Origin of the sequence: Amycolatopsis sp. VS8301801F10 (genome assembly GCF_046195355.1) — a bacterium.
Taxonomy (GTDB): Bacteria; Actinomycetota; Actinomycetes; order Mycobacteriales; family Pseudonocardiaceae; genus Amycolatopsis.
The window spans coordinates 3,096,718-3,118,987 of record NZ_CP176065.1 but is presented as its reverse complement, the minus strand read 5'-3'; the positions used below and the strand labels follow the sequence as shown (position 1 = coordinate 3,118,987).

The window sequence follows — 22,270 nt, the reverse complement described above, 5'->3', positions numbered from 1 at the left end:
TGCATTGGCCCAACCGCGCGGGTCACGCCGATGTTCCGGGCTGCTGTGCCAGCACGGTGATCGTGCCGGGGTCGACCTCGGTGAATCCCGCATCGCGGACAGCGATGACTCGGTTGTCCCGCCAGCCCGCCTCCGGGTCGTCGACCGGGCACAGCTCCTTCCACCGGGCCGGGCTGGGCGTGCGGACCGCGACTCGGTAGTCCTTCGCCGCCCACGCCGCCAGTTCGTCGTCCGGCAGCAGCGACGCGAGGATCATCGTGGCGTGCCCGACCTGCGCGGACGCCTTGCCGACGGTCATCGGGACGTCCGGGTTCAGCATCAGCAGCGGAACGTCCGCCGGGGCCGGGCCGGGGGTGTCGGCGGGCAGTTCGCTGCCGGAGATCTGCAACCGCGAGACCTCTTTCGGAGCCTCCTTGACCAGCCCGGGCACGAGCGCCCGCGCCTGCGCGCCGTCGACCTCGACAGTGATTCCCGGCTGGTCGAGCACCGCCTGCCAGTGCGCGCCGCGAGCCCGGCGCGCGACCTTCCGGATGCGGTTGTCGAGCCACGCGTGCACCGGTTCGGCCCATTCGCCGCCGGGCTCGGCGCGTTCGTCAAGACACACCGCCAGCGCCGCCGCGGCCGCCGCTTCGAGCAGCGTGGTGCGGCCGGGCGGTTCGGCTCGTTCGATGCGCAGGATGACCGGCATCGCGCGGACCTCGTCCGGGTTCTCGTCGGACGTGTCCGAGGTGTCCTCGGCGGGCAGACCGAGCCACGAGGCGTAACGACTGCGCAGGGGTTCGAGCAGCGGGTTCACGGGCGGGCCAGTTCTAGTCCGTCGGCGGCGTCGGCTGCCTCGACCTCGGCGCGCGTGACGCCGAGGACGAACAGCACCGCGTCCAGGTACGGGTGGGACAGGGCGGTGTCGGCGACCTCGCGCAGAGCGGGCTTCGCGTTGAACGCGACGCCCATGCCCGCCGCGGCCAGCATGTCGATGTCGTTGGCCCCGTCGCCGACCGCGACGCACGCGCCCAGCGGGATCCCGTACTCCCCGGCGAACCGGCGCAGCGCGGTCGCCTTGCCCGCACGGTCCACGATGTCGCCGACCACGCGGCCGGTGAGCTTGCCGTCGACGACTTCCAGTTCGTTGGCCGCCGCGAAGTCGAGGCCGAGGTCGTCCACGAGATGGTCGATGACCTGGGTGAATCCGCCGGAGACGACACCGCAGCGGAACCCCATCCGCTTCAGCGTGCGGACGGTCGTGCGGGCCCCGGGGGTCAGCTCCAGCTTCGCCGCGACCTCGTCCATCACGCTCGCGGGCAGCCCGGCCAGCAGCGAAACGCGCCGCTCCAGCGACTCGGCGAAGTTCAGCTCGCCGCGCATCGCCGCCTCGGTGATCTCGCGGACCTGCTCCTCGACCCCGGCGTACGCGCCGAGCATCTCGATGACCTCGCCCTGCACGAGCGTCGAATCGACGTCGAAGACCACCAACCGCTTCGCCCGGCGCGTGATGCCCGCGCGCTCGACGGCGACGTCGACGTTGGCCTCGGACGCCGCGTCGGCCAGCATGGACCGGAGTTCGGCGTCTGTCTCGTCGGTGTCTTCGCGGACCGAGACGTACAGTTCGAGCCCGGTCACCGGGTAGTCGGCGACGCTGCGGATCGAGTCGATGTTCGCCCCGACGCCCGCCAGCCGCCGCGCGATCTCGGAGAACGCCCGCGCGGTCACCGGACGCCCCAGCAAGACGAGCACGTGCGACGAATCGCGCCGGCCGAGCGCGAACGGATCCGCGCCGATCGCGTCGCCGATCCGCACCTCGACCTCCATGCCGACGGTCGCCATCGCCTGCTCGACGGACTCCTGGAGCCCCTCCGGATCGCGGTACACGCCGGCGAGCACGCCGAGCACGAGCTGCCCTCGGATGACCACCTGCTCGATGTCGAGCACGTCCACGTCGTGCCGCGTGAGCACGGCGAACAGCACGGACGAGACCCCGGGCTTGTCCGGACCGGTCGTGGTGATGAGGACGGGAGTCTGGCTCACTGGTTCGGTATCCCTCGTTCGTCTCGGCACCGACGCTTAGGCCACGGCGAGTCGGCACGCCCAGTCTGGCCTCCTGCGGCGGCGGGCAGAACGCCCCCGTGCCGCGCTTCACACCGCCGGTGCCACGAACGGGCGACGAGAGCCCTCGCCGGTCGACGTCCCGCGCGCTGTCGACCCCGCCCCGACGTCCGGTTAGGGGTGCTCTCCTCCCAACTGTCTCGATACACACGAAGGATGACCAGCAACTTGCAGATCGAACCCGTCAGCTATCCCTTCGGCTCGGCCGAGGGAGTCGCCCTCCACCCGGCCTACGAGGAGGCGCGCGACGCTCCAGGGATGATCCGGATCAAGCTGCCCTACGGCGAGCCGGCGTGGCTGGCCGCTCGCTACGACGACGTTCGCCTGGTCTTCGGCGACCAGCGGTTCAGCCGGGCCATGGCCCTCGACGCCGACGTGCCGAGGATGACGCCGCACAAGCTGGACGGCGGGATCATCATGATGGATCCGCCGGAACACAGCCGGCTGCGCAAGCTCGTGGCCAAAGCCTTCACCCAGAACAGAGTGCAGCAGTTGCGCGGACGGGTCAGACAGCTGGCCGAGGACCTCGTAGACGCGATGGTGGCCGGCGGCAGACCGGCGGACCTGGTGGAACATCTCGCGTTGCCGCTGCCGGTGGCGGTGATCTGCGAGCTGCTCGGCGTGCCCGTGGCCGACTGGCCGAAGTTCCGGGTCTGGAGCGACCGGCTCCTGTCCACGAGCGAGACCACCGCTCAGGAGTACGAGGCCAACGAAGCGGAACTCCAGGAGTACATGAGCGGGCTCATCGCCGCCCGGCGCGCGGAGCCCGCCGACGACCTGATGACCGCGTTGGTCGAGTCCCGCAACGAGCACGACAGGCTCTCCGAGGCGGAGCTGATCGATTTGTGCGACGGGCTTCTGGTGGCCGGCCACGAAACCTCCGCGTCCCTGATCGCCAGCTCGGTCTTCGTCCTCCTGGAGCACCCCGAACGGCTGGCCGAGCTGCGGGCCGACCTCAGCCTGATGCCGGCCGCGGTCGAGGAGCTGACGCGGTTCATCCCGCTGAGCCACTGGCAGGGCTTTCCTCGCTATGCGACGGAGGACGTCGAGGTGGGTGGTTCGCTGGTGCGCGCGGGCGAGCCGGTGGTGTCCGACTTCGCCTCGGCCAACCGGGATCCCCGGCAGTTCGAGAATCCCGATGTGCTGCGCTTCGACCGGAAGGGAGCCTCGCACCTGGGTTTCGGGCACGGAGTGCATCACTGCCTCGGCGCGAACCTCGCCAGGGTCGAGCTGCAGGAAAGCCTGCGCGCGCTGCTGAGCAAGCTGCCGGGACTGCGGATCGCCGGAGAGATCGAGTGGAAGGTCAACATGCCGGTACGCGGGCCGCGCCGGATGCCGGTTAGCTGGTGACGGGCAGGGTTCTCGCTCCGGAGCAGCCGCGGAGTTGGCCGCCGGCGGAGGGTGCGCCGAGCTGATTCGAGGTGCCTCGGCCGTAGTGACCCATCAGGCTGGCGACGGGACCTTCCCGCCCCGGACTCCGGATCTTCGGATTCTTCGCCGACAGCTTCGGGTCGCGGATCTCCTCGCTCCAGGCGCGAAAACGGCGCGTGCCCGGCCGAGAGAAACCTCGACCGGGCACGCGCCGGGAAAATCTTCGAGCGGCTGGTTACTGCTCGCTCGCGTTGTCCTTGCTGTGGTCGCCCGGCATGGTCGCGTCCACCAGCTTCTGCGACGGGGCCCCGACGTGCTTGGCCTTGCCGAAGAAGCCGATCTCGCCTTCCGCGTGGAGGCGTTCGACCATGTGCGGGTAGTGCAGCTCGAACGCCGGACGCTCGGAGCGGATCCGGGGCAGTTCGGTGAAGTTGTGCCGCGGCGGCGGGCAGGACGTGGCCCACTCGAGCGAGTTGCCGTAGCCCCACGGGTCGTCGACCGTGACGATCTCGCCGTACCGGTAGCTCTTGAACACGTTCCAGATGAACGGCAGCGTGGACGCGCCGAGGATGTACGCGCCGATCGTGGAGATCGTGTTCAGCGTGGTGAACCCGTCGCTGGCCAGGTAGTCCGCGTAGCGCCGCGGCATGCCTTCCGCGCCCAGCCAGTGCTGCACCAGGAACGTGGTGTGGAAGCCGATGAACGTGGTCCAGAAGTGCCACTTCCCGAGCTTCTCGTCCATCATCCGGCCGGTGATCTTCGGGAACCAGAAGTAGATCCCGGCGAAGGTCGCGAACACGATCGTGCCGTAGAGGACGTAGTGGAAGTGCGCCACCACGAAGTAGCTGTCCGACACGTGGAAGTCGATCGCCGGAGCGGCCAGCATGATGCCGGTCAGACCGCCGAAGAGGAACGTGACGATGAAGCCCATCGAGAAGATCATCGGCGTCTCGAAGGACAGCTGGCCCTTCCACATCGTGCCGATCCAGTTGAAGAACTTCACGCCGGTCGGGACCGCGATGAGGAACGTCATGAAGGAGAAGAACGGCAGCAGGACCGCGCCGGTCGCGTACATGTGATGCGCCCACACCGCCACCGACAGCGCCGCGATCGACAGCGTCGCGAACACCAGGCCCTTGTAGCCGAACACCGGCTTGCGGCTGAAGACCGGGAAGATCTCCGACACGATCCCGAAGAACGGCAGCGCGACGATGTAGACCTCTGGGTGGCCGAAGAACCAGAACAGGTGCTGCCACAGGATCACCCCGCCGTTGGCCGGGTCGAACACGTGGGCGCCGAGGTGCCGGTCCGCCATCAGGCCGAACAGGGCCGCGGTGAGGATCGGGAACGCGAGCAGGATCAGGATGCTCGTGATCAGGATGTTCCAGGTGAAGATCGGCATCCGGTACATCGTCATGCCCGGCGCGCGCAGGCAGACCACCGTGGTGATCATGTTGACCGCGCCGAGGATGGTGCCGAGACCGGACACCGCCAGGCCGGCGATCCACAGGTCGGCTCCGACGCCGGGCGAGTGGATGGCGTCCGAGAGCGGCGTGTAGGCGAACCAGCCGAAGTCGGCGGCCCCGCCGGGCGTCAGGAAGCCGGACAGCACGATCAGGCTGCCGAACAGGAACAGCCAGTAGGAGAACGCGTTCAGCCGCGGGAACGCCACGTCGGGCGAGCCGATCTGCAGCGGCAGGATGAAGTTCGCGAACCCGAACAGGCTCGGCGTCGCGTACAGCAGCAGCATCACCGTGCCGTGCATGGTGAACAGCTGGTTGTACTGCTCCTGCGACAGGAACTGCTGCCCCGGCTGGGCGAGCTCCGTCCGGATGAGCATGGCCATCGCGCCGCCGATCATGAAGAAGGCGAACGACGAGACCAGATACATGATCCCGATCTGCTTGTGGTCCGTCGTGCGGAACAACCGCAGCAGGTACGAACCCTTTGCCGTCTCGCGCGCGGGATACGGGCGCGTTGCGATCGGCTTGGGGGCTACGGCCGTCACTCCTGCCTCCAACACTGCAGCCTTGTGGTGGTCAACTTCGGGGCGCTCGGGCTCAGGCGGGCCTGATCCGGGCGGATAGGGGGATCGTAGCCCTCGGTACCGACAGTCGCTCGCACCGGCTGCTTAGATCACCGCATGACCGACCCGTACCGCGCCGCGGCGGTCTCGTCCGCGCTCGCCGTCGGCTGCCGGTTCGGCCTCGCGACCGGCTCGGCCGAGGTGCTGCACGAGCGGTCGAACGTGCTGGTGAGGATGGGTCCGGTCGTGGCGAGGGTCCCGGCCACCACCCGGTTGCTGCGGCCGGACGCGACCGGGTGGCTGGAGCGCGACGTCGCCCTTTCGGCCTACCTCGCCGAACGTGGTGTGCGCGTCGTCTCACCGGCCTCGGATCCCCCGGCCGGACCGCATTTCGCCGGGGGATTGCCGGTCACGCTCTGGCACTGGACCCCGCACGATCCGGACCATCGGCACGGGCCGGACGAGACCGCCCGCTCCCTCGCCCGCGTCCACGCCGCGTTGCGCGACTACCCCGGCGAGCTGCCGTCTCGCGGCCCGGTCGGCGAACTGCTGGACACCGTCGCCCGCAGCGGTTCGCTGCTGGACGGCTTCGCCGGCCGGATCCGCGCGGAAACCGAACGGCTCGCCGCGCTGTTGCCGTCCGGCCCGGTCCAGGCCCTGCACGGCGACGCGCATCCGGGCAACCTCATCGAGACCGCCGACGGCCCGTGCTGGCTCGATTTCGAGGACACCTGGCGCGGACCGCTCGAATGGGACCTGGCGATCCTCGCGCGACAGGGCGGTCCGGAGTTCCTCGCCGCGTATCCGGGCGAAGCGGACGAAGCCGTCCTTAAGACGTGTACGCAGCTTCGCTCGCTCTTCGCGGTGGCGTGGCGGTTCCTGATCGCACAGCGCTTCCCGCACCGACTGGCGGAAGCGCGCGCCGCAGCGGCCGAGTACTTCAGCTGACCCAGCCGAGGATCGCTTCGACCACGCCTGCCGGGTCTTCCAGCGGCGTCAGGTGCCCGACGTCCGGGAGCACCGCGAGAGTCGCGTCGGGCAATGCCTCGACCATGGTGTTGGCGGCGTCGAGCGGCGTGAGCGCGTCGCGCTCCCCCACGATGACGAGCGCCGGGACGTCGATTTTGCGCAGCAGGTCAACGGAATCGGGCCGGTTGCGGATAGCCCGCGCGGCCCACGCGACCCCGGACGGCGGCTGCGCGTCGATCAATTCGCGCACGCGCGCACGAACGTCGGCGGACGCGGTGTCGGCGAGAAGGTTCGGCAGGTTCCCGTCGGCCAGCCAGCCTTTGACGCCCTCGGTTTCGGTGCGGTTCGCGACGTCGAGCCGGGTCTGCGCGGCTTCGGGAGTGTCCGCGGTGGCCTTGGTGTCGATGAGGATCAGCCCGCCGACGCGTTCGGATGCCTGCCGCAGGAGGGCCATCGCGAGGTAGCCGCCCATCGAACAGCCGCCGAGAATCACCTGATCGAGTTCGAGCTTGTCGAGGAGCGCGACGACGTCCCGGGCGGCGTCGGCCAGATCCGGCTCGGCGTCGGCTTCCGGCAGCGGGCTCCGGCCGAGGCCGCGCTGGTCGGGCGTGATGACCCGGAAGCGTTCCGCGAGCGGCGCGCGGACCGGGTCCCACATGCGGGCGTCGAGCGGGAAGGCGTGCAGGAGCACCAACGGCAGTTCGGTCATGGCGGAGATTGTCGCTGTCTTTTCGCCGCGTTTTTTGTCGGACCCCGTCGTTATGGTCGGGGGCGTGACAGAGATCGTGACGGAAAGGCTGGTGCTGCGGGACTTCGTGGAGACCGATCGGCAGGCGGTGGTGGAGATCGAGACCGACCCGGAGACGAACCGGCACACCTCGCGCCCGTCGGACGCCGCGACCGTCCACGTGACGTTCGACAGCTGGCTCGAGCACTGGGCAAGGTTCGGCTACGGCTACCTGGCGGTGCGGGAGCGCGGGCCGGATTCCGCCGCCGGGGCGGACGTGATCGGCATGACCGGAGTGCGCAACCGGGAGTTCCGGGGCGAGAAGGTGCTGAACCTGGCGTACCGGTTCCGCCCGTCGGCGTGGGGGAAGGGCTACGCGATCGAGGCCGCGCGAGCGGCGCTGCGGTGGGCGGAACGGGAGATTCCGGCGATTCCGGTGCTGATCAGCGTGTCGGCGACGAACGCGCCGTCGCTGCGGGTGGTGGAGAAGCTGGGGTTCGAGGACTACGTGGAGGAGGTGGGCGAGGACGGGACGGTTTCGCGGCATTTTCGGCGGTGAGGGGCTGGGTAGGTGGCGTGGTGGGCTGGCTGGCGGGCTGGATTGAGCGGTTGAGGAGGCGGATGGGGGTGAGTGTGGTGGGTTAGCCGGGGGGGTTGGCGGGTTGATTGCTTGCGGGCTGCTGGGCTGGGGGCGTGTGAACGCCTGGGACGACCGGGGGTGAACACGGCGGTTGCTGGAAGTGCTGCGGGCTGGACGACCGGCGGGTTGGTTGCGCGCAGGTGCGTTGCGGGCTGGACGATCGGCGGATCGGCCGTGCGCAGGTGCGCCGCGGGCCGGACGACCGGCGGACCGGCCGCGCGGATGCGCCGCGGGCTGGACGACCGGCGGACCGGCCGCGCACAGGTGCGCCGCGGGCTGGACAACCGGCGAACCAACTGCACGCAAATTCGCGCGCGCCGAACAACCCGCGAACCAGCCGCACGCAGATGCACTGCGCGCCGAACAACCGCGAACCAGCCGCACGCAAATCCGCTGCGCGCCGAACAACCCGCGAACCGGCCGCACGCAGATCCACTGCGGACCGGACAACCCGCGGACCGGCCGTGCGCAGGTGCGCTGCTAGCCGGACAACCGGCGAACCGGCCGCGCGCAGATGCGCTGCGGTGAGTTCCCCTTGGCGGGAAAGCGTGTTCCGGTGTCCCGGTCGGACGTTGTCGGAATGCCCTGCGGGCAGACGAGGCACTGTCGTCCTGCGAGTCAGCCTTGGCTCAGGCGATGAGCGTTGTCCCGCAACAACCATCCGCCGACAACGCCGCTCGCTACCGCGATCGCGCCGCACAGCAGCAGCACCAGCAGCACGCCGTGCGTCGCGCCGGGGCTTCCTTCTCCGCGGGTTGCGTAGACCGCTCCGGAGACCGCGATTCCGAGTGCCAAACCGAGTTGCCGGGAGCTGTTCGCGGCCGCTCCCGCGGTGCCGCCGTATTCCGCGGGCACTGAGGCGATCGCTACCGCCGGGAAGACCGGCGACACGATTCCCGCGCCGATTCCGGTCAGGAGCAACGCGGGCAGCAACGCCGGCCAGGTCGGGCTGAGCAGCACCGTGACCGCGGTCAGGCAGCCGACGCCGAGCAGGACCGTCGCGCCGCCTAGGACTCGGCTTGGCGAGCTGGTGTGCAGGCGTCCGCTGATCAACGCGGAGACCACGACGAACACCACCACTTGCAGCGCCAGTACCGCCGACGTCGCCGCCGAGCTGAGGCCGGTCGCGTTCTGCAGCCACAGCGAAATCACCGGCAGCGCACCGAATCCGGCGAAGTAGTAGCTGAACGCGATGAGCAGGACGCCGAGGAAGCGACGGGTCGCGAACAGGCCGGTCGGCACCATCGGTGCGCTGCTGCGGCGTTCCGCCACCACGAACGCCGCGACGGCCGCCGCCGTGACCAGGTAGCCGAGCATCGCGCCGGTGGACGACCAGCCGCGGTCGCCGCCGGTGATGACGGAATAGGTGAGGCCCGTCGCGGCGAGCGAGAACGTGGCGATGCCCGGGTAGTCGACGCGGCGTCCGCGCGCTCGCGGGCCCTCCTTCAGCGACGTCGCCGCCATGATGATCGCGACGGCGCAAACGGGCAGGGCGGCGAAGAAAATCCAGCGCCAGCCGAGCAATTGCGCGATCACCCCGCCGGAGAACGTGCCCACCGCGCTGGCCACCCCCGCCACCGTTCCCCAGACCGCGAACGCCCGGGCCCGGTCGCGGCCCTCGTAGGTCAACCCGACCAGGGGCAGGATCGTCGCGAACATCGCCGCGCCCGCGACGCCCTGCCCGGCCCGCGCGGCGATCAGCTCGCCGGGCGTTCCGGCCAGGCCGCAAACGAGTGTCGCGAGGGAGAACAAAACCAGTCCGGCGAGGTAGACGCGCTTGCGGCCGAGCAAGTCGCTCAGCGAGCCGAAGCCCAGCAGCAGTCCGGCGAGCGCTACCGTGAAGACGTCCACGATCCATTGCAGCTGGCCGTATCCCGCGCCGAGCTCGGCCCCGATCGCGGGCAGCGCGACGGTGACGATGCTGGTGTAGATCAGCAGCAGGAACGTGCCGACGCACGCGGCGGCCAACGGAACCCAGGACGGCGCGGCGACCGCGGACCCGGCGCGGCTCGGCGAATCAGGCATGCCCAAGATCGTGCTGTAATAGGCTTATGCCGCATAACTCTTACCACCGGAGTTTTCTCAAGTTCGTGACCGGCCTCACCAACGACCGTCCGGAGAACCTCGCCGACCTGCTCGGACGCTGGGACGAGCCGGAAATGGGCCCGGTCCCGCCGGTCGCCGACGAGGATTTTCCCGAGGTGTGCGCCTTCCTGGACCGCTGGATCGAGGTCATCGACGCGCCCGGCGAGGCGGACCGCGTCCGGCTGCTGAACGCCCTGCTGGCCGAGGCCGCCGCGTACCCGAGGATCACCGAGCACGACGGATACGGCTGGCACCTGCACTACCGGGACGACGGGACGCGCCTGCCCGCGGTGCTGCGAGCGGTCACCTCGGTGGCGGCGGCCGAGTACCTGACCGCGACCAGCCTGCACCGCCTCGGCCGCTGCGCCGCGACGGAATGCCGCCGCGCGTTCATCGACTTCACACGCAGCGGGACGCAGCGCTACTGCACGCACGCCTGTGTCAACCGCGATGCGGTCCGGCGGCACCGTGCCCGGAAGAAGGAAATCCAAGCGCGGTAACGGGTTGTTAGCGGGCTCGCCAAGGTGATCCAGGGAGTCCAGCCGCTCGACTGGCAAGAAAGGCACCATGGCCGGTGCGTTTACGCGGTCTCGGGCTCGCCATTCCCTTCGCCGGGCCGCGCGAGCGCGAACAAGGCAACAGCCGCCACGAGCGCGAAACTCAGCACCACGACCGCGGTGGACAGCGCGGTGGTCGTTCCGGCCGCGCCGGGCAGCGGGGCCGCTACCGCGCCGATCAAGAACTGCGCACCGCCGATCAGGCCGGACGCCGCGCCGGGGGCGTTGCCGCCGATCGCGAGGATGATCGTCGTCGAAGCGGGCAGCACGATGCCGAAGCCGAACGTCGCGCCGAACAGGCAGAGCCAGGTCGTCGGCACGGTGCTGACGCCGGCGAGCAGCAACAGCACCAGCGTCCCCGCCGCGACCGCCATGACGAGCACGCCGCTGGTGAGCAGGGTGTTCAGCCGCACGCGTCCGGCGAGCCGGGCGAATAGCGCACCCGCCAGGACGGTGCCGACGGCGTTCGTCGCGAAGACGAGGCTGTAGGTAGCGGGCGACAAGCCGTAGCCGTCCTGGAAGACGAACGGCGAGCCGCCGATGTAGGCGAACAACGCGCCGATCCCGCAGCCAGCCACGAGAAGATGCCCGATCAGTGCGCGACGCCGGAGCAAGCCGCCCATCGCGACGGCCGCCCTCCGCGCACCTCCGGGCAGCCGCCGCTCGGCAGACAGCGATTCCGGCACCCACCAACCGATCCCGGCGAGCAGCAGCATCCCGGTCACGGCGAGCACCGCGAACACCAGCCGCCAGGAACCCAGCCCGACGACCGCCCCGCCGAGCACCGGGGCCAGCACCGGCGCGGTCGATCCGAGCACGCTCAGCGCGGTCAGTCGCCGAGCCGCGTCCGCGCCGGTGAACAGATCGCTGACCACCGCCCGCCCGAGCACGATTCCCGCGCCGCCGGCCACCCCTTGGCACAGCCGGGCGAGGTCGAACACGGCGAGGTTCGGGGCGAGTGCGCATCCCACGGAGAACGCCGCGAACAACGCGGCCCCGGCGAGCAGCAGACGACGCCGGCCGAACGTGTCGCTGACCGGGCCGAGCACGAGCTGCCCGATCGCGAACCCGACGAGACACGAGGTGAGCGAGAACTGCACCGCCGCGGTGGTGGTCCCGAACGAGGAAACGATCTGCGGGAATCCCGGCGCGTACATGTCGACCGCGAACGGCGACACCGCGGAGAGACCGCCCAGGACGAGAACGAGCCGCCCGGCACGCGGGGGCGCGGTGTCGATGCCGCCGTTCATGAACCTCCATCCCCGTCAGGGCGCGGCCGAGGTGGCCGCCACCCACATCGACGGCCACTCGATCCAGCCCCGGTGACCAAAACGAGCCGCCCAGTACACGGGACCGCGGTGTCACTGCCGCCGCTCATGAACCTCCGCCCGAGTCAGGACACGGCCGAGGTGACCGCTTCCCGCATCGTCGGCGGAGCAACATGACCGTGGTGTGGAGAGCGGTGCGCAGTGTTGTGGAGAGCGTTGCCGGAATGGCGTCAGGTTCGCGCGCGCCGGAAGCGGGCGGGCGAACTTCCGCGATCCCGGCGGAACGCGTAACCGAAATTGCTCGCCGACGCGTACCCGACCTCGGACGCGATTCGCGCGATCGGCCAGTCGGTCTCCACCAGCAGGGTCGCCGCCCGGTCGAGGCAGCGGCGCCGGTGGTGCTCCATTACCGGAATCCCGTACAGGGCCCGGAATCCGGTGGTGAGCCGACGCACCGACATCGCGGACATGCGGGCCAGCTGAGCGAGCGTCGGCGGGTCGTGGCGATGTTGCCACAGCAGGTCCGGCACGCGGCGCAAAGCCGCCGCCTCATGGGCTGCCAGCTCGGGTTCGGCTGGCTTGGCGGCCAGACCGTCGGTCACTGCGGCCAGCGCGGCCAGCAGGCGGGATTCCAGAAACAGCAGGCGGCCCGCGGAATCTCGGCGCTGCGCGAAGATTTCCCGCAGCGGGTCGGCGGCCGGGAGCAACGCCGTCGAGCGGCCCAGATAGCGTTCGCGCGCGACTGGTTCCGGTCCGATCGCGGGCAGCGAGTACGCGCCGAGGTCGCGGAGGTAGGACTCCACCCCGGTCCAGGTCCCGGTCACCGAAACCGCGCGATAGCGCTCCCCCGGCTCGTATTCGACCACTCCATCGAGGGCGCCGCGCGGGCTCAGCGACACCGCGCTGGCGCGCATTTCGCCGGTGCTGCCGGACTCGCGGATGCGCATCCGGCCGTCGAGGCAGTGCTCCAGCTCGAAATGGTCGCCGGGGAACCGGTAGGCGAGCCGGTGCGTTCGGGAGAACTCGACGTCGTAGCGGACGAGCGACAGCCCGCGGCGCAGCGTCGTGACCTCGATCGTGCCGTCCCCGATCTCCGGCCGCAGCTGGTGCCGGACCGTCCCGTCGTGGCCCGGCTCGGCGTGCGCGATCGACGACAGATAGGCGGACTGGCTTTCCTCCGCCTCGGCGGAGCCGGTCTGGCCGCAGAGCTGGTGAGTGTGGACCACAACGGAAATTGTCGCGGTTCCGGTTACCGACGCCGCTGCGGACGCCGCCGGGCCCGCGCCTCCCAGCACGGCCGGTGCCAGTGCCTGCGGTCGGCGACGCCGCCGGTCTCGTCGGCGGGCCAGACGACCAGGTGCGGGACGCCGGGCCGGATCTCGTGGTCGCAGCCAGGGCATCGGTAGGTCTTGCCCGCGTGCGCGCCGGGAACGGTGCGCACCAGCCAGTCCCCGTCCGGGCCGGACTCGGCGCGCGCCCACCCGCTGACCGCGCCGGCGTCCGCACGCACAGCCGGACCGGGACGGCCTTTGCCGGGTCGATTGCGTCGAGGCACGCCGACACGGTAGCCGGAGCCGATCCGGCCGTGCCGCGGTGCTCGGTTCGGGGCGCGGGCAGGCCAGGCGGGCGGTCAGGCAACGCAGCTGCGGTCCGATGTCGTTCCGCGCGGTGAAGCAGCGCAGCCGGCCGGTCAGCCTTGCGCGATCGCCAGCGGGACCAGCTGTTCGGCGGACGTCAGCGAGCCGTGCTGGCCCACCAGGTTCGTCTCCACGGCCTCCGCCAGTTCGCGGACCATGCCGAACGTTCCGGTCGCGGCCGCGACCACGTCGCCGATGCGCGGACGCACCCGGTCGCTCACCGAGGGGCCGAACCAGCCCGCTTCGATGGCCTCGTCGCGGGGCAGCACCCAGGCTCGCGAGCCCAGCACCGAACGCCACGCCGCGGCCACGTCCGCCGTCGCGCCGGGTTCGGTGTACACGTGCCGGGCGCGGACCTCGCCGCCGAAGGCACGCACCCCCTCCAGCAGCTCCGGCGTGTCCTCCAGGTTCAGTTTTTCCTCGACGGTCACCATTCCGTGGTCGGCCACGACGGCGAGCAGGGCACCGGGCGGCAGACCCTCCACAATGGACTCCACGAGCCGGTCGACGTGCCGCAGCTGCATGCGCCAGGCGGCCGAGCCCGGGCCGTACAGGTGCCCCATCAGGTCCAGTTCGCTGTGGTAGGCATAGCAAAACGTCCGCGACGCCAGTGCGGCCAAGGTGCGCGCGGCCAGATCTCCGAGCGCGTGCACCCCGGCATATCGGGCACCGCGCTGGGTCGCCTGGGTGAGCGCGGTGTTGGCGAACTGCGCGGACGACACCACGACCGCCTCGATGCCGGCCGCGGCGGCGCGTTCGAAGGTCGTCGGCAGCGGCTGGACGTCGCACGGGGGCAGGGCGCCGCGCAGGTCGCTGCCGTCGTCGTGGGAGCGCCAGCGGAGCGCGTTCAGCACCCCGGCCCCCGGCATTTCGAAGGTGTAGCCGACCATGCCGTGCTCCCCGGACGCCAACCCGGTGCCTACCGCGGCGAGGCCGGCCGCGGTGGTCGACGGGTAGCCGACCCGCAGCTGGCGGGCCGCGAGTTCGGCGAGGACGGGGGCGTCGGCGGCGTGCTCGGACAGCAATTCCCGGCCGAGGCCGTCGACGAGCAGGACGCAGGCGCTGTGTGCTTCCGGCAGGTCCAAGCCGCCGGATTCGCCGGGCACGCCCAGCGAGCCCAGCACGGACGGGACGATCTGGCTGAGGTGCGGGACATCCGCGTACTGAGGCACATCCACCGGCACAGCTTCCCACCGTTTGGCGAGCCGAGCGATAATCAGTGCCATGCCGACCTACGCCTACCGCTGCCGCGACTGCACGGAAACCTTCGAGCTTCAGCGCCCGATGAGCGAGTCCTCGGCCCCGGCTCCGTGCCCCGAGGGACACACCGACACGGTCAAACTGCTGACGACCGTCGCGCTCACCGGCTCGGCCTCCGCTCCCGCCCCGTCCGGCGGGGGTTGCTGCGGGGGCGGCTGCTGCGGCTGAACGGGAAACCGTGCTGCCCGGCTCGCCGCCGGGCAGCCCGAAGCATTCAGCAGGACTTCAACGCCTGATCCAGGTCAAGCCACAAGTCCTCGACGTCCTCCAGCCCAGCCGAAAGCCGGAGCAGCCCGTGCGTGATGCCGGAGCCAGTGCGGTCGTCCTCGGCGACGATCCGGTGCGTCAGCGACGCCGGGTGCTGGATCAGCGTGTCGACGCTGCCCAGGCTCACCGCGGGCGTGATCAGCCGGACCGCGCCCACCACTGCGTGCGGGTCGCCAGTTACCTCAAAGGCCACCAAAGGGCCGCCCAGCTTCGGGTAGTGCACCGTGCGCACCGAGGGATGCGAAGCGAGCCGCTCGGCCAAGACAGCCGCGGTCTCCGAAGCAGCCTTCACTCGCAGCGGGAGCGTCGAGAGGCCGCGCAGCAGCAGGTATCCGGCGAGCGGGTGCAGCACGCCGCCGGTAGCGAAGCGCAGGGAGCGCAGGCGGGCGGCTTCCTCGGCGTCGCAGGCCACGATGCCGCCCATGACGTCGCCGTGACCGCCCAGGAACTTCGTCGCGCTGTGCAGGACCATTCGGGCGCCTAGCCGGCCGGGGCGCTGCAGGACGGGCGTCGCGAAGGTGTTGTCGACCAGCACCGGGACCTCACCGCACGCGGCGGTCAGGGCGGCGATGTCCAGTTCGCTCAAGGTCGGGTTCGCGGGCGTCTCCACGAAAACCAGGCCGGTGTCGGGGCGCAGAGCGTCGGCGACGTTCTCCGGCTCGGTCCAGGTGACCTCGGTGCCCAGCAGGCCGGTGGTCAGCAGGTGATCGGTGCAGCCGTACAGCGGGCGGACGCCGACGATGTGCCGTTTTCCTTGCGACACCGCGGAAAGCAGGCAAGCCGAAACCGCCGCCATACCGCTGGCGAAAGCCACGGCGTGGTCGAAGCCCTCGAGTTCCGCCAGGGCCTGCTCGAACCGTTCGACGGTCGGGTTGCCGATCCGGCCGTAGATGCCGGTGACGTTCCCGCCCGCGGCGAACTCGTCGATCCGGCGGGCCTCCTCGGCGCTGTCGCGCGCGGGGTAGGTCGTGGAGAAGTCGAGCGGGGCGGCATGCAGGCCGAGGTCGGCGAGATCGTCGCGACCGGCGTGGACGGCTCGGGTGCGCAAGGCGGAAGTCATGGCAGTCACGTTCGGATACGACACGGCCTTGAAGCAACAACATCAGATAAAATTCAGTGATGAGCGAAACTGTCGAACTGAGTCCGGTTGATCTAGAGATTCTGCGAGTACTGCAGAACGATGCCCGGACGTCGAACAAGGAACTCGCGGCGGCGGTCGGGCTCGCGCCGTCGACCTGCCTGGACCGGGTCGCCCGGCTCCGGGAGACCGGGGTGATCACCGGCCAGCACGCCACGGTCGACGCGGCGAAGCTGGGCCGTCCGCTGGAGGCGTTCCTGTTCGTGCAGGTCCGGCCGCATCGCCGGCCGCTGGTCGAGCAGTTCGTGGAACATCTCCTCGCGCTGCCGGAAATCCGCGCGGTCTACCACCTGACCGGGCCGGACGACTTCCTCGCGCACGTCGCCACCACGTCCGCCGCCGAGCTGCAGCGGCTGGTGCTGGACGAACTCACCTCCCGCGACGAGGTCGCCCGCGTGCACACCAACCTCGTCTTCCAGCAGTGGCAGGGCGGCCCGCTGTTGCCGCCGGACGGAGAACCCGCCGAGGGCGCACGCATCCGGCGGCGCAACCGGTGATCAGCGCAAGATAGCCCGGTGGAGATCAACTACCTGAGCGAAACCGACCGCGCCGACTGGGAAATCCTCGCCCGCGGCAAAGACGCCTATTTCGAGGTCGAGCGCACCGCCGACAGTTACGACCGGACCTGGCGGCGGCTGCTCGACGACGACCGGATCCGCGGGGTCGCCGCGCGAATCGACGGCACGATGGTCGGCATCGCGCACTATTTGTTCCACGCCAGCATCTGGTACTCCGGGAAGTGCTACCTCGCCGATCTGTACGTGGCCGAAAACGTCCGGCGAAAGGGCGTCGCGACGGCATTGATCGAGTGGGTCGCACGCGACGCCGAGGAGCAGGGTTTCCCTTCGCTGTATTGGAACACGCTCGAAGACGCCCCGGCCCGCGCACTTTACGACCGCGTGGGCAAATACCACGACGGCTTCATTCTCTACACGTACAAGCGTCAGTAGTCCTTGAAGCCCTTGCCGGTCTTGCGGCCCAATCGTCCTGCCGTCACGAGGTGTTCCAACAACGGCGCCGGCGCGAAGCCTTCTTCGCGGAACTCGTTGAACAGCGTCCGCTCGATCGCCAGCGACACGTCCAGCCCGACTACGTCCAGCAATTCGAACGGCCCCATCGGCAGACCGCAGCCGACCTTCATCGCGGTGTCGATGTCGTCCGCCGACGCATAATGCGCCTCCAGCATTTTCACCGCGTCGTTGAGATACGGGAACAGCAACGCGTTCACGATGAATCCGGCTCGGTCGCCGCACTGCACCGGGTGTTTGCCGACTGCCGCGCACACTGCCGTCGCGGTCGCGGTGACGTCCGGGGCGGTGGCGATCGTCGACACCACTTCCACCAGTTTCATCACCGGCGCGGGATTGAAAAAGTGCAGGCCGACCACGTCGCCGGGGCGCGAAGTCGCCGCCGCGCATTCGATGACCGGCAGCGAGGAGGTCGTGGTCGCGAGCACCGCGCCCGGCCGGACGACCTCGTCCAAAGCCGAAAACACCGCCTGCTTAACGGAAAGCTCCTCCGCCACCGCCTCGACCACCAGGTCGACGTCGGCCAATTCCTCGAATTCCGTGACCGGCCGGATCCGGCCGAGCGCGGCCGCCGCGTCCTCTTCGGACAGTTTGCCCTTCACCACGGCCTTGTCGAGCGACTTCTTCACCTTCGCCACCGACGCTTCGGCTTTCTCCATGCTGCGCGCCCGCAAGACGACGGCAAACCCGCGCTTGGCGAACACTTCCGCGATGCCGGTGGCCATGGTTCCGGTGCCGATCACGCCGACGGAACGTACCTCGCGAGCCGCCGAAGAGTCCACAGTAGACGAAGCGACCGAATCGACCACCACCGGCGAATCCGGTGCGTCGTAAGTGTAAAAGCCGTGCCCGCTCTTGCGGCCCAGCTGACCTGCGGTGATCATTTGCTTCAGCAGCGGAGCGGGCGCGTGCAGCCGGTTCCGGGATTGGTGGTACATCGTGTCGAGGATTTCGTACGCGGTGTCCAGCCCGATCAAATCGAGCAGCGCGAGCGGGCCCATCGGGTAGCCGCAGCCGAACCGCATTGCCGCGTCGAGGTCTTCGCGGGTGGCATAGCGTTGTTCGTACATCCGCACCGCGTGGTTGAGATACCCGAACAGCAGCGCGTTCGCGATGAACCCGGCCCGGTCGCCGATCACCACCGGCGATTTGCCCAGCCGCTGCGCGAATTCCACCACGTCGGACACCACGTCCGGTTCGGTGACCACCGTGCGCACGACCTCGACCAGCTTCAGCACCGGAGCCGGGTTGAAGAAGTGCATCCCGACGACCTTGCCCGGCCGCGCGGTGTGCACGCCGATCTCGGTGATCGACAGCGAGGACGTGTTGGACGCGAACACCACGTCCGGCCGCGTCACCTGGTCCAGCTGGGCGAACACCTCGGCCTTCGCCGCGAGGTTCTCCGGGATCGCCTCGATCACCAAGTCCACTTCGGACAGATCGGAGAGCGAGGTCGTGGTGCGGATCCGGCCCAGCAGCGCCTCCCGGCCCGCCTCGTCGAGCTTCCCGCCGGCGAGCGCCCGTCCGGTCGAATGCCGCACGTGGCCGAGGCCGCGTTCGACCCCGGCCTCGTCGAGTTCCACCCCGACCACGTCGAGCCCGCTGCGGGCGAGCACCTCGGCGATGCCCGCGCCCATCGTGCCCAGACCGACCACACCGACCGTCGAGATTTCCCGTGCCACAGGGCCTCCAGAGGTTACCCGCTGGTAATTGCCGCTCACTGTGCCATGCGGGCCCCTCGAAAGCACATCGGAATCGAGTCAGTCCGGGCGAAGTCACCCGGACGGAATCCGGCGTCACTCCCCGAAGTTCGACTCCACCAGCTCGGCCACCTTCGCCACCGCCTCGGACGCCCGCGGCCCGCGAGCGCGCACCACGATCCGGTCGCCTTGCCGCGCGCCGAGCGACATCAGCGCCAGCACGCTGTGCGCGTCCGCCTCCTGCTCGCCCAGCCGGATCGACACCTCGGCCTCGAATTCCGCCAGGCTGCGCACCACGACCGCGGCCGGGCGCGCGTGCAGCCCGACGTCGTTGGTCAGCGTGAACTCCTTCTCCACCACGCCTTCCTCGCCCGGCCCGGAAAGCTCGACCGCGGCCAGATCGGGGGCGACCCCGGCACTCGCCGCCGCCTCGCCCACCGCCTTGGCGCTCGCGCCGCCCTGCGCCGCGACGGCCGCGGCCACCGCGCCCTCCACCAGCGGCGCGTCGACCACCACCGCGGCGGACGGGCCGGCCAGCGATTCCACCGCCAGCTCAGCGGTCATCTGCGCGCTGCCGAGGTCGTACAGCAGCACCACGCCGTCGCCGGAATCCGCGCGCTGGACGGCCGCGACGACCTCGTCGTAGTCGGTGCCGATGCCGCCGCCGTCGGGCAGTCCGCCCGCCGGGACGATCCGGACGTCCGGGGCCATCTGGGCGGCCAGCTCGGCCAGGCCTTCGGCCAGTTTCGCGCTGTGCGACACGAGAACGATTCCGACGCTCACCGGGCCGCCTCCGCGAACGCACGCAGCAGCAACGCCGTCGAACGGGCACCCGGATCCAGATGTCCGACCGCGCGTTCTCCGAGGTACGAGGCACGTCCCTTGCGCGGGATCAAGTCCACAGTGGACTCCGCGCCGCGGTCGGCTCCGTCCGCCGCCGCGGCGAGCACGTCCGCGATCGTGCCGTCCGCGGCGCCTTCGGCCGCGGAGACAGCCGGGATCAGCGCGTCGACCATCGTCGCGTCGCCGCCCACCGCCTTGCCGCGCGCCTGCACGCCCTCCAGCGCAGCCCGCAGCGCGTCCAGCAGCAGCGGCACGTCCAGCTCCGCCGCGTCGCCCAGCTTCGCCGACGCACGCAGGAAAGCCGTGCCGTAAAGCGGTCCAGCCGCGCCGCCGACCTTGGAAATCAGCGTGGTGGCAGCGAGTTTCACCACCCCGGCCGGCGTTTCCGGCACCGCGGTTTCCAGCGCGGACACAATCGCGGTGAAGCCCCGGCTCAGGTTTTCGCCGTGGTCGGCGTCGCCGATCGCGCGGTCGAGGTCCACCAGTTCAGTGCGGTGTTCGGCGATCACTTCGGCGGCGGCGCGCAACGCGGCCGCGACCCCTTCGGCAGTGCAGGCCATCAGATCCCCCACCGCAGCGCGGGCGTACGCACCGGCGCGTCCCACAGCTGCGTAAGCTCGTCGTCCAATTTCAGCAGGGTCAGGCTGATGCCCTGCATTTCCAGGCTGGTGATGTACGGGCCGACCAGCCTGCGTTCGACCAGGATCCCGCGCTCGGCCAGCAACCGCTCGGCGATGCCGTGCGCGAGGTACAGCTCCAGCTGCGGCGTGCCGCCCATCGAGTTGGTGAACAGCAGCACCTTGTCGCCGGGCGCGAACGGCAGGTCGGACACCACTGCCTCGACCATCCGGGCGACCAGCGCGTCCGCCGGTTCGGCCGGGATCCGCTCGCGGCCCGGCTCGCCGTGGATGCCGATGCCGAACTCGATCTCGTCCGGGCCGAGGTCGAAACTCGGCTCGCCAGCGTGCGGCACGGTCGGCGCGGACAGCGCCACGCCGATCGACCGGACCTGCCCGATCACCTTGCGCGCCAACGCTTCCACCGCGTCCAGCGAATCGCCGCGCTCGGCCGCCGCGCCGGCGATCTTCTCCAGCAGCACGGTGCCGCCGACGCCGCGCCGCCCGGCGGTGAACGTGGAGTCCTTGACCGCCACGTCGTCGTCGATGACCACGGTGCGCACGTCCAGGTCCTCGGCCGCGGCCAGTTCGGCGGCGGTTTCGAAGTTCAGCACGTCGCCGGTGTAGTTCTTCACGATCAGCAGCGCGCCGGCCGGGCCGGTGGCCGCCGCGATCGCGCCCTGCACCGCGTCCGGGGTCGGCGAGGTGAACACCGGCCCGGGCACCGCGGCGTCGAGCATCCCGGGCCCGACGAACCCGCCGTGCAGCGGCTCGTGCCCGGACCCGCCGCCGGACACCACCGCGACCTTGCCCGCCACCGGCGCGTCCGCGCGCACGACCAGCGCCGGATCGTCGCGCACCCGCAGCAGGTCCGCGTGCGCGACCGCGAGCCCTCTCAGCGATTCGGCGACCACGGCCGCCGGATCGTTGATGATCTTCTTCATGGCGGACCTCCGGCACCTCGGCGTCGTGGACGGCCCCCAACCTATGAGGTCGCCGGGCGCGCCGCAAAGCGCCCCACGGGTCACGCCGCGGGCAGTTTCCCGGCCAGCTGCTTGGCCAGCCCGACGGTCTTGCCGCACGGGTCGTCCTTGTCCGCCTGCGCGTCGGAGTTCGAGTACTCCAGCTGGACAACCTCGACGTGGTCTTCCTTCCACTGCCGGTGCTGCCACTTGACCTGGCAGCTCGACCCGGTGCCGCCCTGTTTCGAGTACGCCTGGTTCGGGGTGCCGACGTCGGCCTTCAGCCAGCCGTCGCCCTCGCTCGGCGCGACGCCGGGGAACATCGTCACCCGGACGCTCGGGATGAGGCCCCACTCGCACGAGTGCAGTCCGGACGGCCGCGGCTTCGCGCCCTTCACGACGCCCTCCACGGCGGCCGGGTCGAGCACCGTGCACGGATCGACGGCGAGCAGCGTGCCCGGGCCGGGCGTGTACTTCTGCGGGTTGTTGTGCAGTTTCTCGACCGCCGTCGCGACGAGCTTGCGGCCGGCGGCGCAGGCGTCGCCGCCGGTGTAGTCGATCCGGAACGACACGCCGAAGGACGGGTTCCGCGCGGTGAGCGCGCTGACCACGCAGCCGGATCCGCCGCCGAGGTCGGGCACCTCGACCTGCGGCAGCCCGCCGACCACGCCGGTGGTCTTGTCCGACGCGAACGTCACGATGCCGCCGACCTCGACGCTCGCCCGGATTTCCTTGCCGCCCGGGTCGGTCGCCTTCGCGACGCAGGAGTCGAACTGCGTGCTCGACGCCCTCGCCTCGCCCTGCAAGGCGCCGAGCGGGCTCATCGCGGTCTTGTCCACGAACTGGCACGGCAGCAGGTCGCGCAGGACCGCGGGGGCGACCGCGGGATCGGTGATCGGGCCGGAGGTCGCGGCGCTGTCCCCGGCGGCGGGGACGGTCGTGCGCGCGAAGTTCTCCTTGCCCAGATTCGGGCCGCCGCACGCGGACATCGCGACCGCACCCGCCGCGGCCAGGGCGGACAACTTCAGGAACCGGCCGAACCGGAGATCGTGCACCACGTCCGGCAACCTAGCGG

At 70.4% G+C, this 22,270-nt stretch carries 22 protein-coding genes; 7 read left to right on the top strand and 15 right to left on the bottom strand.

Annotation, left to right across the window (positions count from 1 at the left end; all coding sequences use genetic code 11):
* Nucleotides 1-22 precede the first annotated feature (22 nt).
* On the bottom strand, nt 23-796 hold the full coding sequence (locus tag F9C11_RS15095) for a peptidyl-tRNA hydrolase (protein WP_409185494.1): 774 nt from the start codon (nt 794-796) through the stop codon (nt 23-25).
* A complete protein-coding gene (gene serB, locus F9C11_RS15090; RefSeq protein ID WP_409185493.1) occupies nt 793-2,022 on the bottom strand; it encodes a phosphoserine phosphatase SerB in 1,230 nt (409 codons plus the stop codon). The genes F9C11_RS15095 and serB overlap by 4 nt, the downstream gene beginning before the upstream one ends.
* 234 nt (nt 2,023-2,256) lie before the next feature.
* Here serB and F9C11_RS15085 point away from each other — a divergent pair, with 234 nt between their 5' ends.
* The gene (locus F9C11_RS15085; RefSeq protein WP_409185492.1) at nt 2,257-3,450 is read left to right on the top strand and encodes a cytochrome P450; all 1,194 of its coding nucleotides are present in this window, start codon (nt 2,257-2,259) and stop codon (nt 3,448-3,450) included.
* Between the two features lie 256 nt (nt 3,451-3,706).
* Here the strand turns inward: F9C11_RS15085 and ctaD are convergent, their stop codons facing one another.
* Nucleotides 3,707-5,479, bottom strand: a complete 1,773-nt coding sequence (gene ctaD / locus F9C11_RS15080; RefSeq protein ID WP_182891010.1) for a cytochrome c oxidase subunit I — start codon at nt 5,477-5,479, stop codon at nt 3,707-3,709.
* 135 nt (nt 5,480-5,614) lie between these two features.
* Between ctaD and F9C11_RS15075 the strand changes: the two genes are divergently transcribed.
* Nucleotides 5,615-6,445, top strand: a complete 831-nt coding sequence (locus F9C11_RS15075) for a phosphotransferase enzyme family protein (RefSeq protein ID WP_409185491.1) — start codon at nt 5,615-5,617, stop codon at nt 6,443-6,445.
* On the opposite strand, the gene F9C11_RS15070 is transcribed toward F9C11_RS15075, so the two are convergent.
* Nucleotides 6,438-7,175: an alpha/beta fold hydrolase gene (locus tag F9C11_RS15070; protein ID WP_409185490.1), complete on the bottom strand. Its 738-nt coding sequence runs from the start codon at nt 7,173-7,175 to the stop codon at nt 6,438-6,440. The genes F9C11_RS15075 and F9C11_RS15070 overlap by 8 nt on opposite strands.
* 64 nt (nt 7,176-7,239) lie before the next feature.
* Here F9C11_RS15070 and F9C11_RS15065 point away from each other — a divergent pair, with 64 nt between their 5' ends.
* Nucleotides 7,240-7,752: a GNAT family N-acetyltransferase gene (locus F9C11_RS15065; protein ID WP_409185489.1), complete on the top strand. Its 513-nt coding sequence runs from the start codon at nt 7,240-7,242 to the stop codon at nt 7,750-7,752.
* 699 nt (nt 7,753-8,451) lie between these two features.
* Here the strand turns inward: F9C11_RS15065 and F9C11_RS15060 are convergent.
* Nucleotides 8,452-9,858 (bottom strand): MFS transporter, encoded by a 1,407-nt coding sequence (locus tag F9C11_RS15060; RefSeq protein ID WP_409185488.1) that lies wholly within the window; start codon nt 9,856-9,858, stop codon nt 8,452-8,454.
* Between the two features lie 65 nt (nt 9,859-9,923).
* Here F9C11_RS15060 and F9C11_RS15055 point away from each other — a divergent pair, with 65 nt between their 5' ends.
* Nucleotides 9,924-10,418 (top strand): CGNR zinc finger domain-containing protein, encoded by a 495-nt coding sequence (locus F9C11_RS15055; protein ID WP_409185487.1) that lies wholly within the window; start codon nt 9,924-9,926, stop codon nt 10,416-10,418.
* An 80-nt stretch (nt 10,419-10,498) separates the two neighbouring features.
* Here the strand turns inward: F9C11_RS15055 and F9C11_RS15050 are convergent, their stop codons facing one another.
* The 4 genes from F9C11_RS15050 to F9C11_RS15035 all read right to left on the bottom strand — a co-directional run bounded on the left by F9C11_RS15050 (nt 10,499) and on the right by F9C11_RS15035 (nt 14,558).
* Nucleotides 10,499-11,725 (bottom strand): multidrug effflux MFS transporter, encoded by a 1,227-nt coding sequence (locus F9C11_RS15050; RefSeq protein WP_409185486.1) that lies wholly within the window; start codon nt 11,723-11,725, stop codon nt 10,499-10,501.
* 248 nt (nt 11,726-11,973) lie between these two features.
* Nucleotides 11,974-12,969 carry a helix-turn-helix transcriptional regulator gene (locus tag F9C11_RS15045; protein WP_409185485.1) on the bottom strand — a complete coding sequence of 332 codons (996 nt, stop codon included), beginning with the start codon at nt 12,967-12,969 and terminating at the stop codon, nt 11,974-11,976.
* A 23-nt stretch (nt 12,970-12,992) separates the two neighbouring features.
* Nucleotides 12,993-13,298, bottom strand: coding sequence for a hypothetical protein (locus tag F9C11_RS15040; RefSeq protein ID WP_409185484.1), 306 nt, complete (start codon nt 13,296-13,298; stop codon nt 12,993-12,995).
* 135 nt (nt 13,299-13,433) lie between these two features.
* Nucleotides 13,434-14,558: an alkaline phosphatase family protein gene (locus F9C11_RS15035; protein WP_409185483.1), complete on the bottom strand. Its 1,125-nt coding sequence runs from the start codon at nt 14,556-14,558 to the stop codon at nt 13,434-13,436.
* 46 nt (nt 14,559-14,604) lie between these two features.
* On the opposite strand from F9C11_RS15035, the gene F9C11_RS15030 reads away from it, so the two are divergent.
* Nucleotides 14,605-14,808 carry an FmdB family zinc ribbon protein gene (locus tag F9C11_RS15030; protein WP_409185482.1) on the top strand — a complete coding sequence of 68 codons (204 nt, stop codon included), beginning with the start codon at nt 14,605-14,607 and terminating at the stop codon, nt 14,806-14,808.
* 46 nt (nt 14,809-14,854) lie between these two features.
* On the opposite strand, the gene F9C11_RS15025 is transcribed toward F9C11_RS15030, so the two are convergent.
* Nucleotides 14,855-15,967, bottom strand: coding sequence for a trans-sulfuration enzyme family protein (locus F9C11_RS15025; RefSeq protein ID WP_409185481.1), 1,113 nt, complete (start codon nt 15,965-15,967; stop codon nt 14,855-14,857).
* 59 nt (nt 15,968-16,026) lie between these two features.
* On the opposite strand from F9C11_RS15025, the gene F9C11_RS15020 reads away from it, so the two are divergent.
* Together F9C11_RS15020 and F9C11_RS15015 are read left to right on the top strand one after the other, a co-directional pair.
* Nucleotides 16,027-16,542: an Lrp/AsnC family transcriptional regulator gene (locus F9C11_RS15020; RefSeq protein ID WP_409185480.1), complete on the top strand. Its 516-nt coding sequence runs from the start codon at nt 16,027-16,029 to the stop codon at nt 16,540-16,542.
* Between the two features lie 18 nt (nt 16,543-16,560).
* The gene (locus tag F9C11_RS15015) at nt 16,561-16,995 is read left to right on the top strand and encodes a GNAT family N-acetyltransferase (protein WP_409185479.1); all 435 of its coding nucleotides are present in this window, start codon (nt 16,561-16,563) and stop codon (nt 16,993-16,995) included.
* Here the strand turns inward: F9C11_RS15015 and F9C11_RS15010 are convergent.
* From F9C11_RS15010 to F9C11_RS14990, 5 genes are all read right to left on the bottom strand, one after another.
* Nucleotides 16,989-18,755, bottom strand: a complete 1,767-nt coding sequence (locus tag F9C11_RS15010) for a 3-hydroxyacyl-CoA dehydrogenase family protein (RefSeq protein WP_409185478.1) — start codon at nt 18,753-18,755, stop codon at nt 16,989-16,991. The two genes, F9C11_RS15015 and F9C11_RS15010, sit on opposite strands and share 7 nt — an antisense overlap.
* Before the next feature lie 114 nt (nt 18,756-18,869).
* Entirely contained in the window at nt 18,870-19,556 is a 687-nt protein-coding gene (gene dhaM, locus F9C11_RS15005) for a dihydroxyacetone kinase phosphoryl donor subunit DhaM (RefSeq protein WP_409185477.1), read from the bottom strand.
* Complete coding sequence (dhaL, locus tag F9C11_RS15000) at nt 19,553-20,176, bottom strand: dihydroxyacetone kinase subunit DhaL (RefSeq protein WP_409185476.1); 624 nt, start codon at nt 20,174-20,176, stop codon at nt 19,553-19,555. Before dhaL ends, dhaM begins: the two co-directional genes overlap by 4 nt.
* Nucleotides 20,176-21,177 carry a dihydroxyacetone kinase subunit DhaK gene (dhaK, locus tag F9C11_RS14995; protein WP_409185475.1) on the bottom strand — a complete coding sequence of 334 codons (1,002 nt, stop codon included), beginning with the start codon at nt 21,175-21,177 and terminating at the stop codon, nt 20,176-20,178. The genes dhaL and dhaK overlap by 1 nt, the downstream gene beginning before the upstream one ends.
* A gap of 80 nt (nt 21,178-21,257) precedes the next feature.
* Nucleotides 21,258-22,253, bottom strand: coding sequence for a hypothetical protein (locus F9C11_RS14990; RefSeq protein ID WP_409185474.1), 996 nt, complete (start codon nt 22,251-22,253; stop codon nt 21,258-21,260).
* Between the last annotated feature and the right edge of the window lie 17 nt (nt 22,254-22,270).

Coding starts and splice junctions, on each gene's coding strand:
- F9C11_RS15060 (WP_409185488.1), bottom strand. CDS start 9,858: ATGCCTGATTCGCCGAGCCGCGCCGGGTCCGCGGTCGCCGCGCCGTCC.
- F9C11_RS15085 (WP_409185492.1), top strand. CDS start 2,257: ATGACCAGCAACTTGCAGATCGAACCCGTCAGCTATCCCTTCGGCTCG.
- dhaK (WP_409185475.1), bottom strand. CDS start 21,177: ATGAAGAAGATCATCAACGATCCGGCGGCCGTGGTCGCCGAATCGCTG.
- F9C11_RS15025 (WP_409185481.1), bottom strand. CDS start 15,967: ATGACTTCCGCCTTGCGCACCCGAGCCGTCCACGCCGGTCGCGACGAT.
- F9C11_RS15050 (WP_409185486.1), bottom strand. CDS start 11,725: ATGAACGGCGGCATCGACACCGCGCCCCCGCGTGCCGGGCGGCTCGTT.
- dhaL (WP_409185476.1), bottom strand. CDS start 20,176: ATGGCCTGCACTGCCGAAGGGGTCGCGGCCGCGTTGCGCGCCGCCGCC.
- F9C11_RS15070 (WP_409185490.1), bottom strand. CDS start 7,175: ATGACCGAACTGCCGTTGGTGCTCCTGCACGCCTTCCCGCTCGACGCC.
- F9C11_RS15020 (WP_409185480.1), top strand. CDS start 16,027: ATGAGCGAAACTGTCGAACTGAGTCCGGTTGATCTAGAGATTCTGCGA.
- F9C11_RS15030 (WP_409185482.1), top strand. CDS start 14,605: ATGCCGACCTACGCCTACCGCTGCCGCGACTGCACGGAAACCTTCGAG.
- F9C11_RS15075 (WP_409185491.1), top strand. CDS start 5,615: ATGACCGACCCGTACCGCGCCGCGGCGGTCTCGTCCGCGCTCGCCGTC.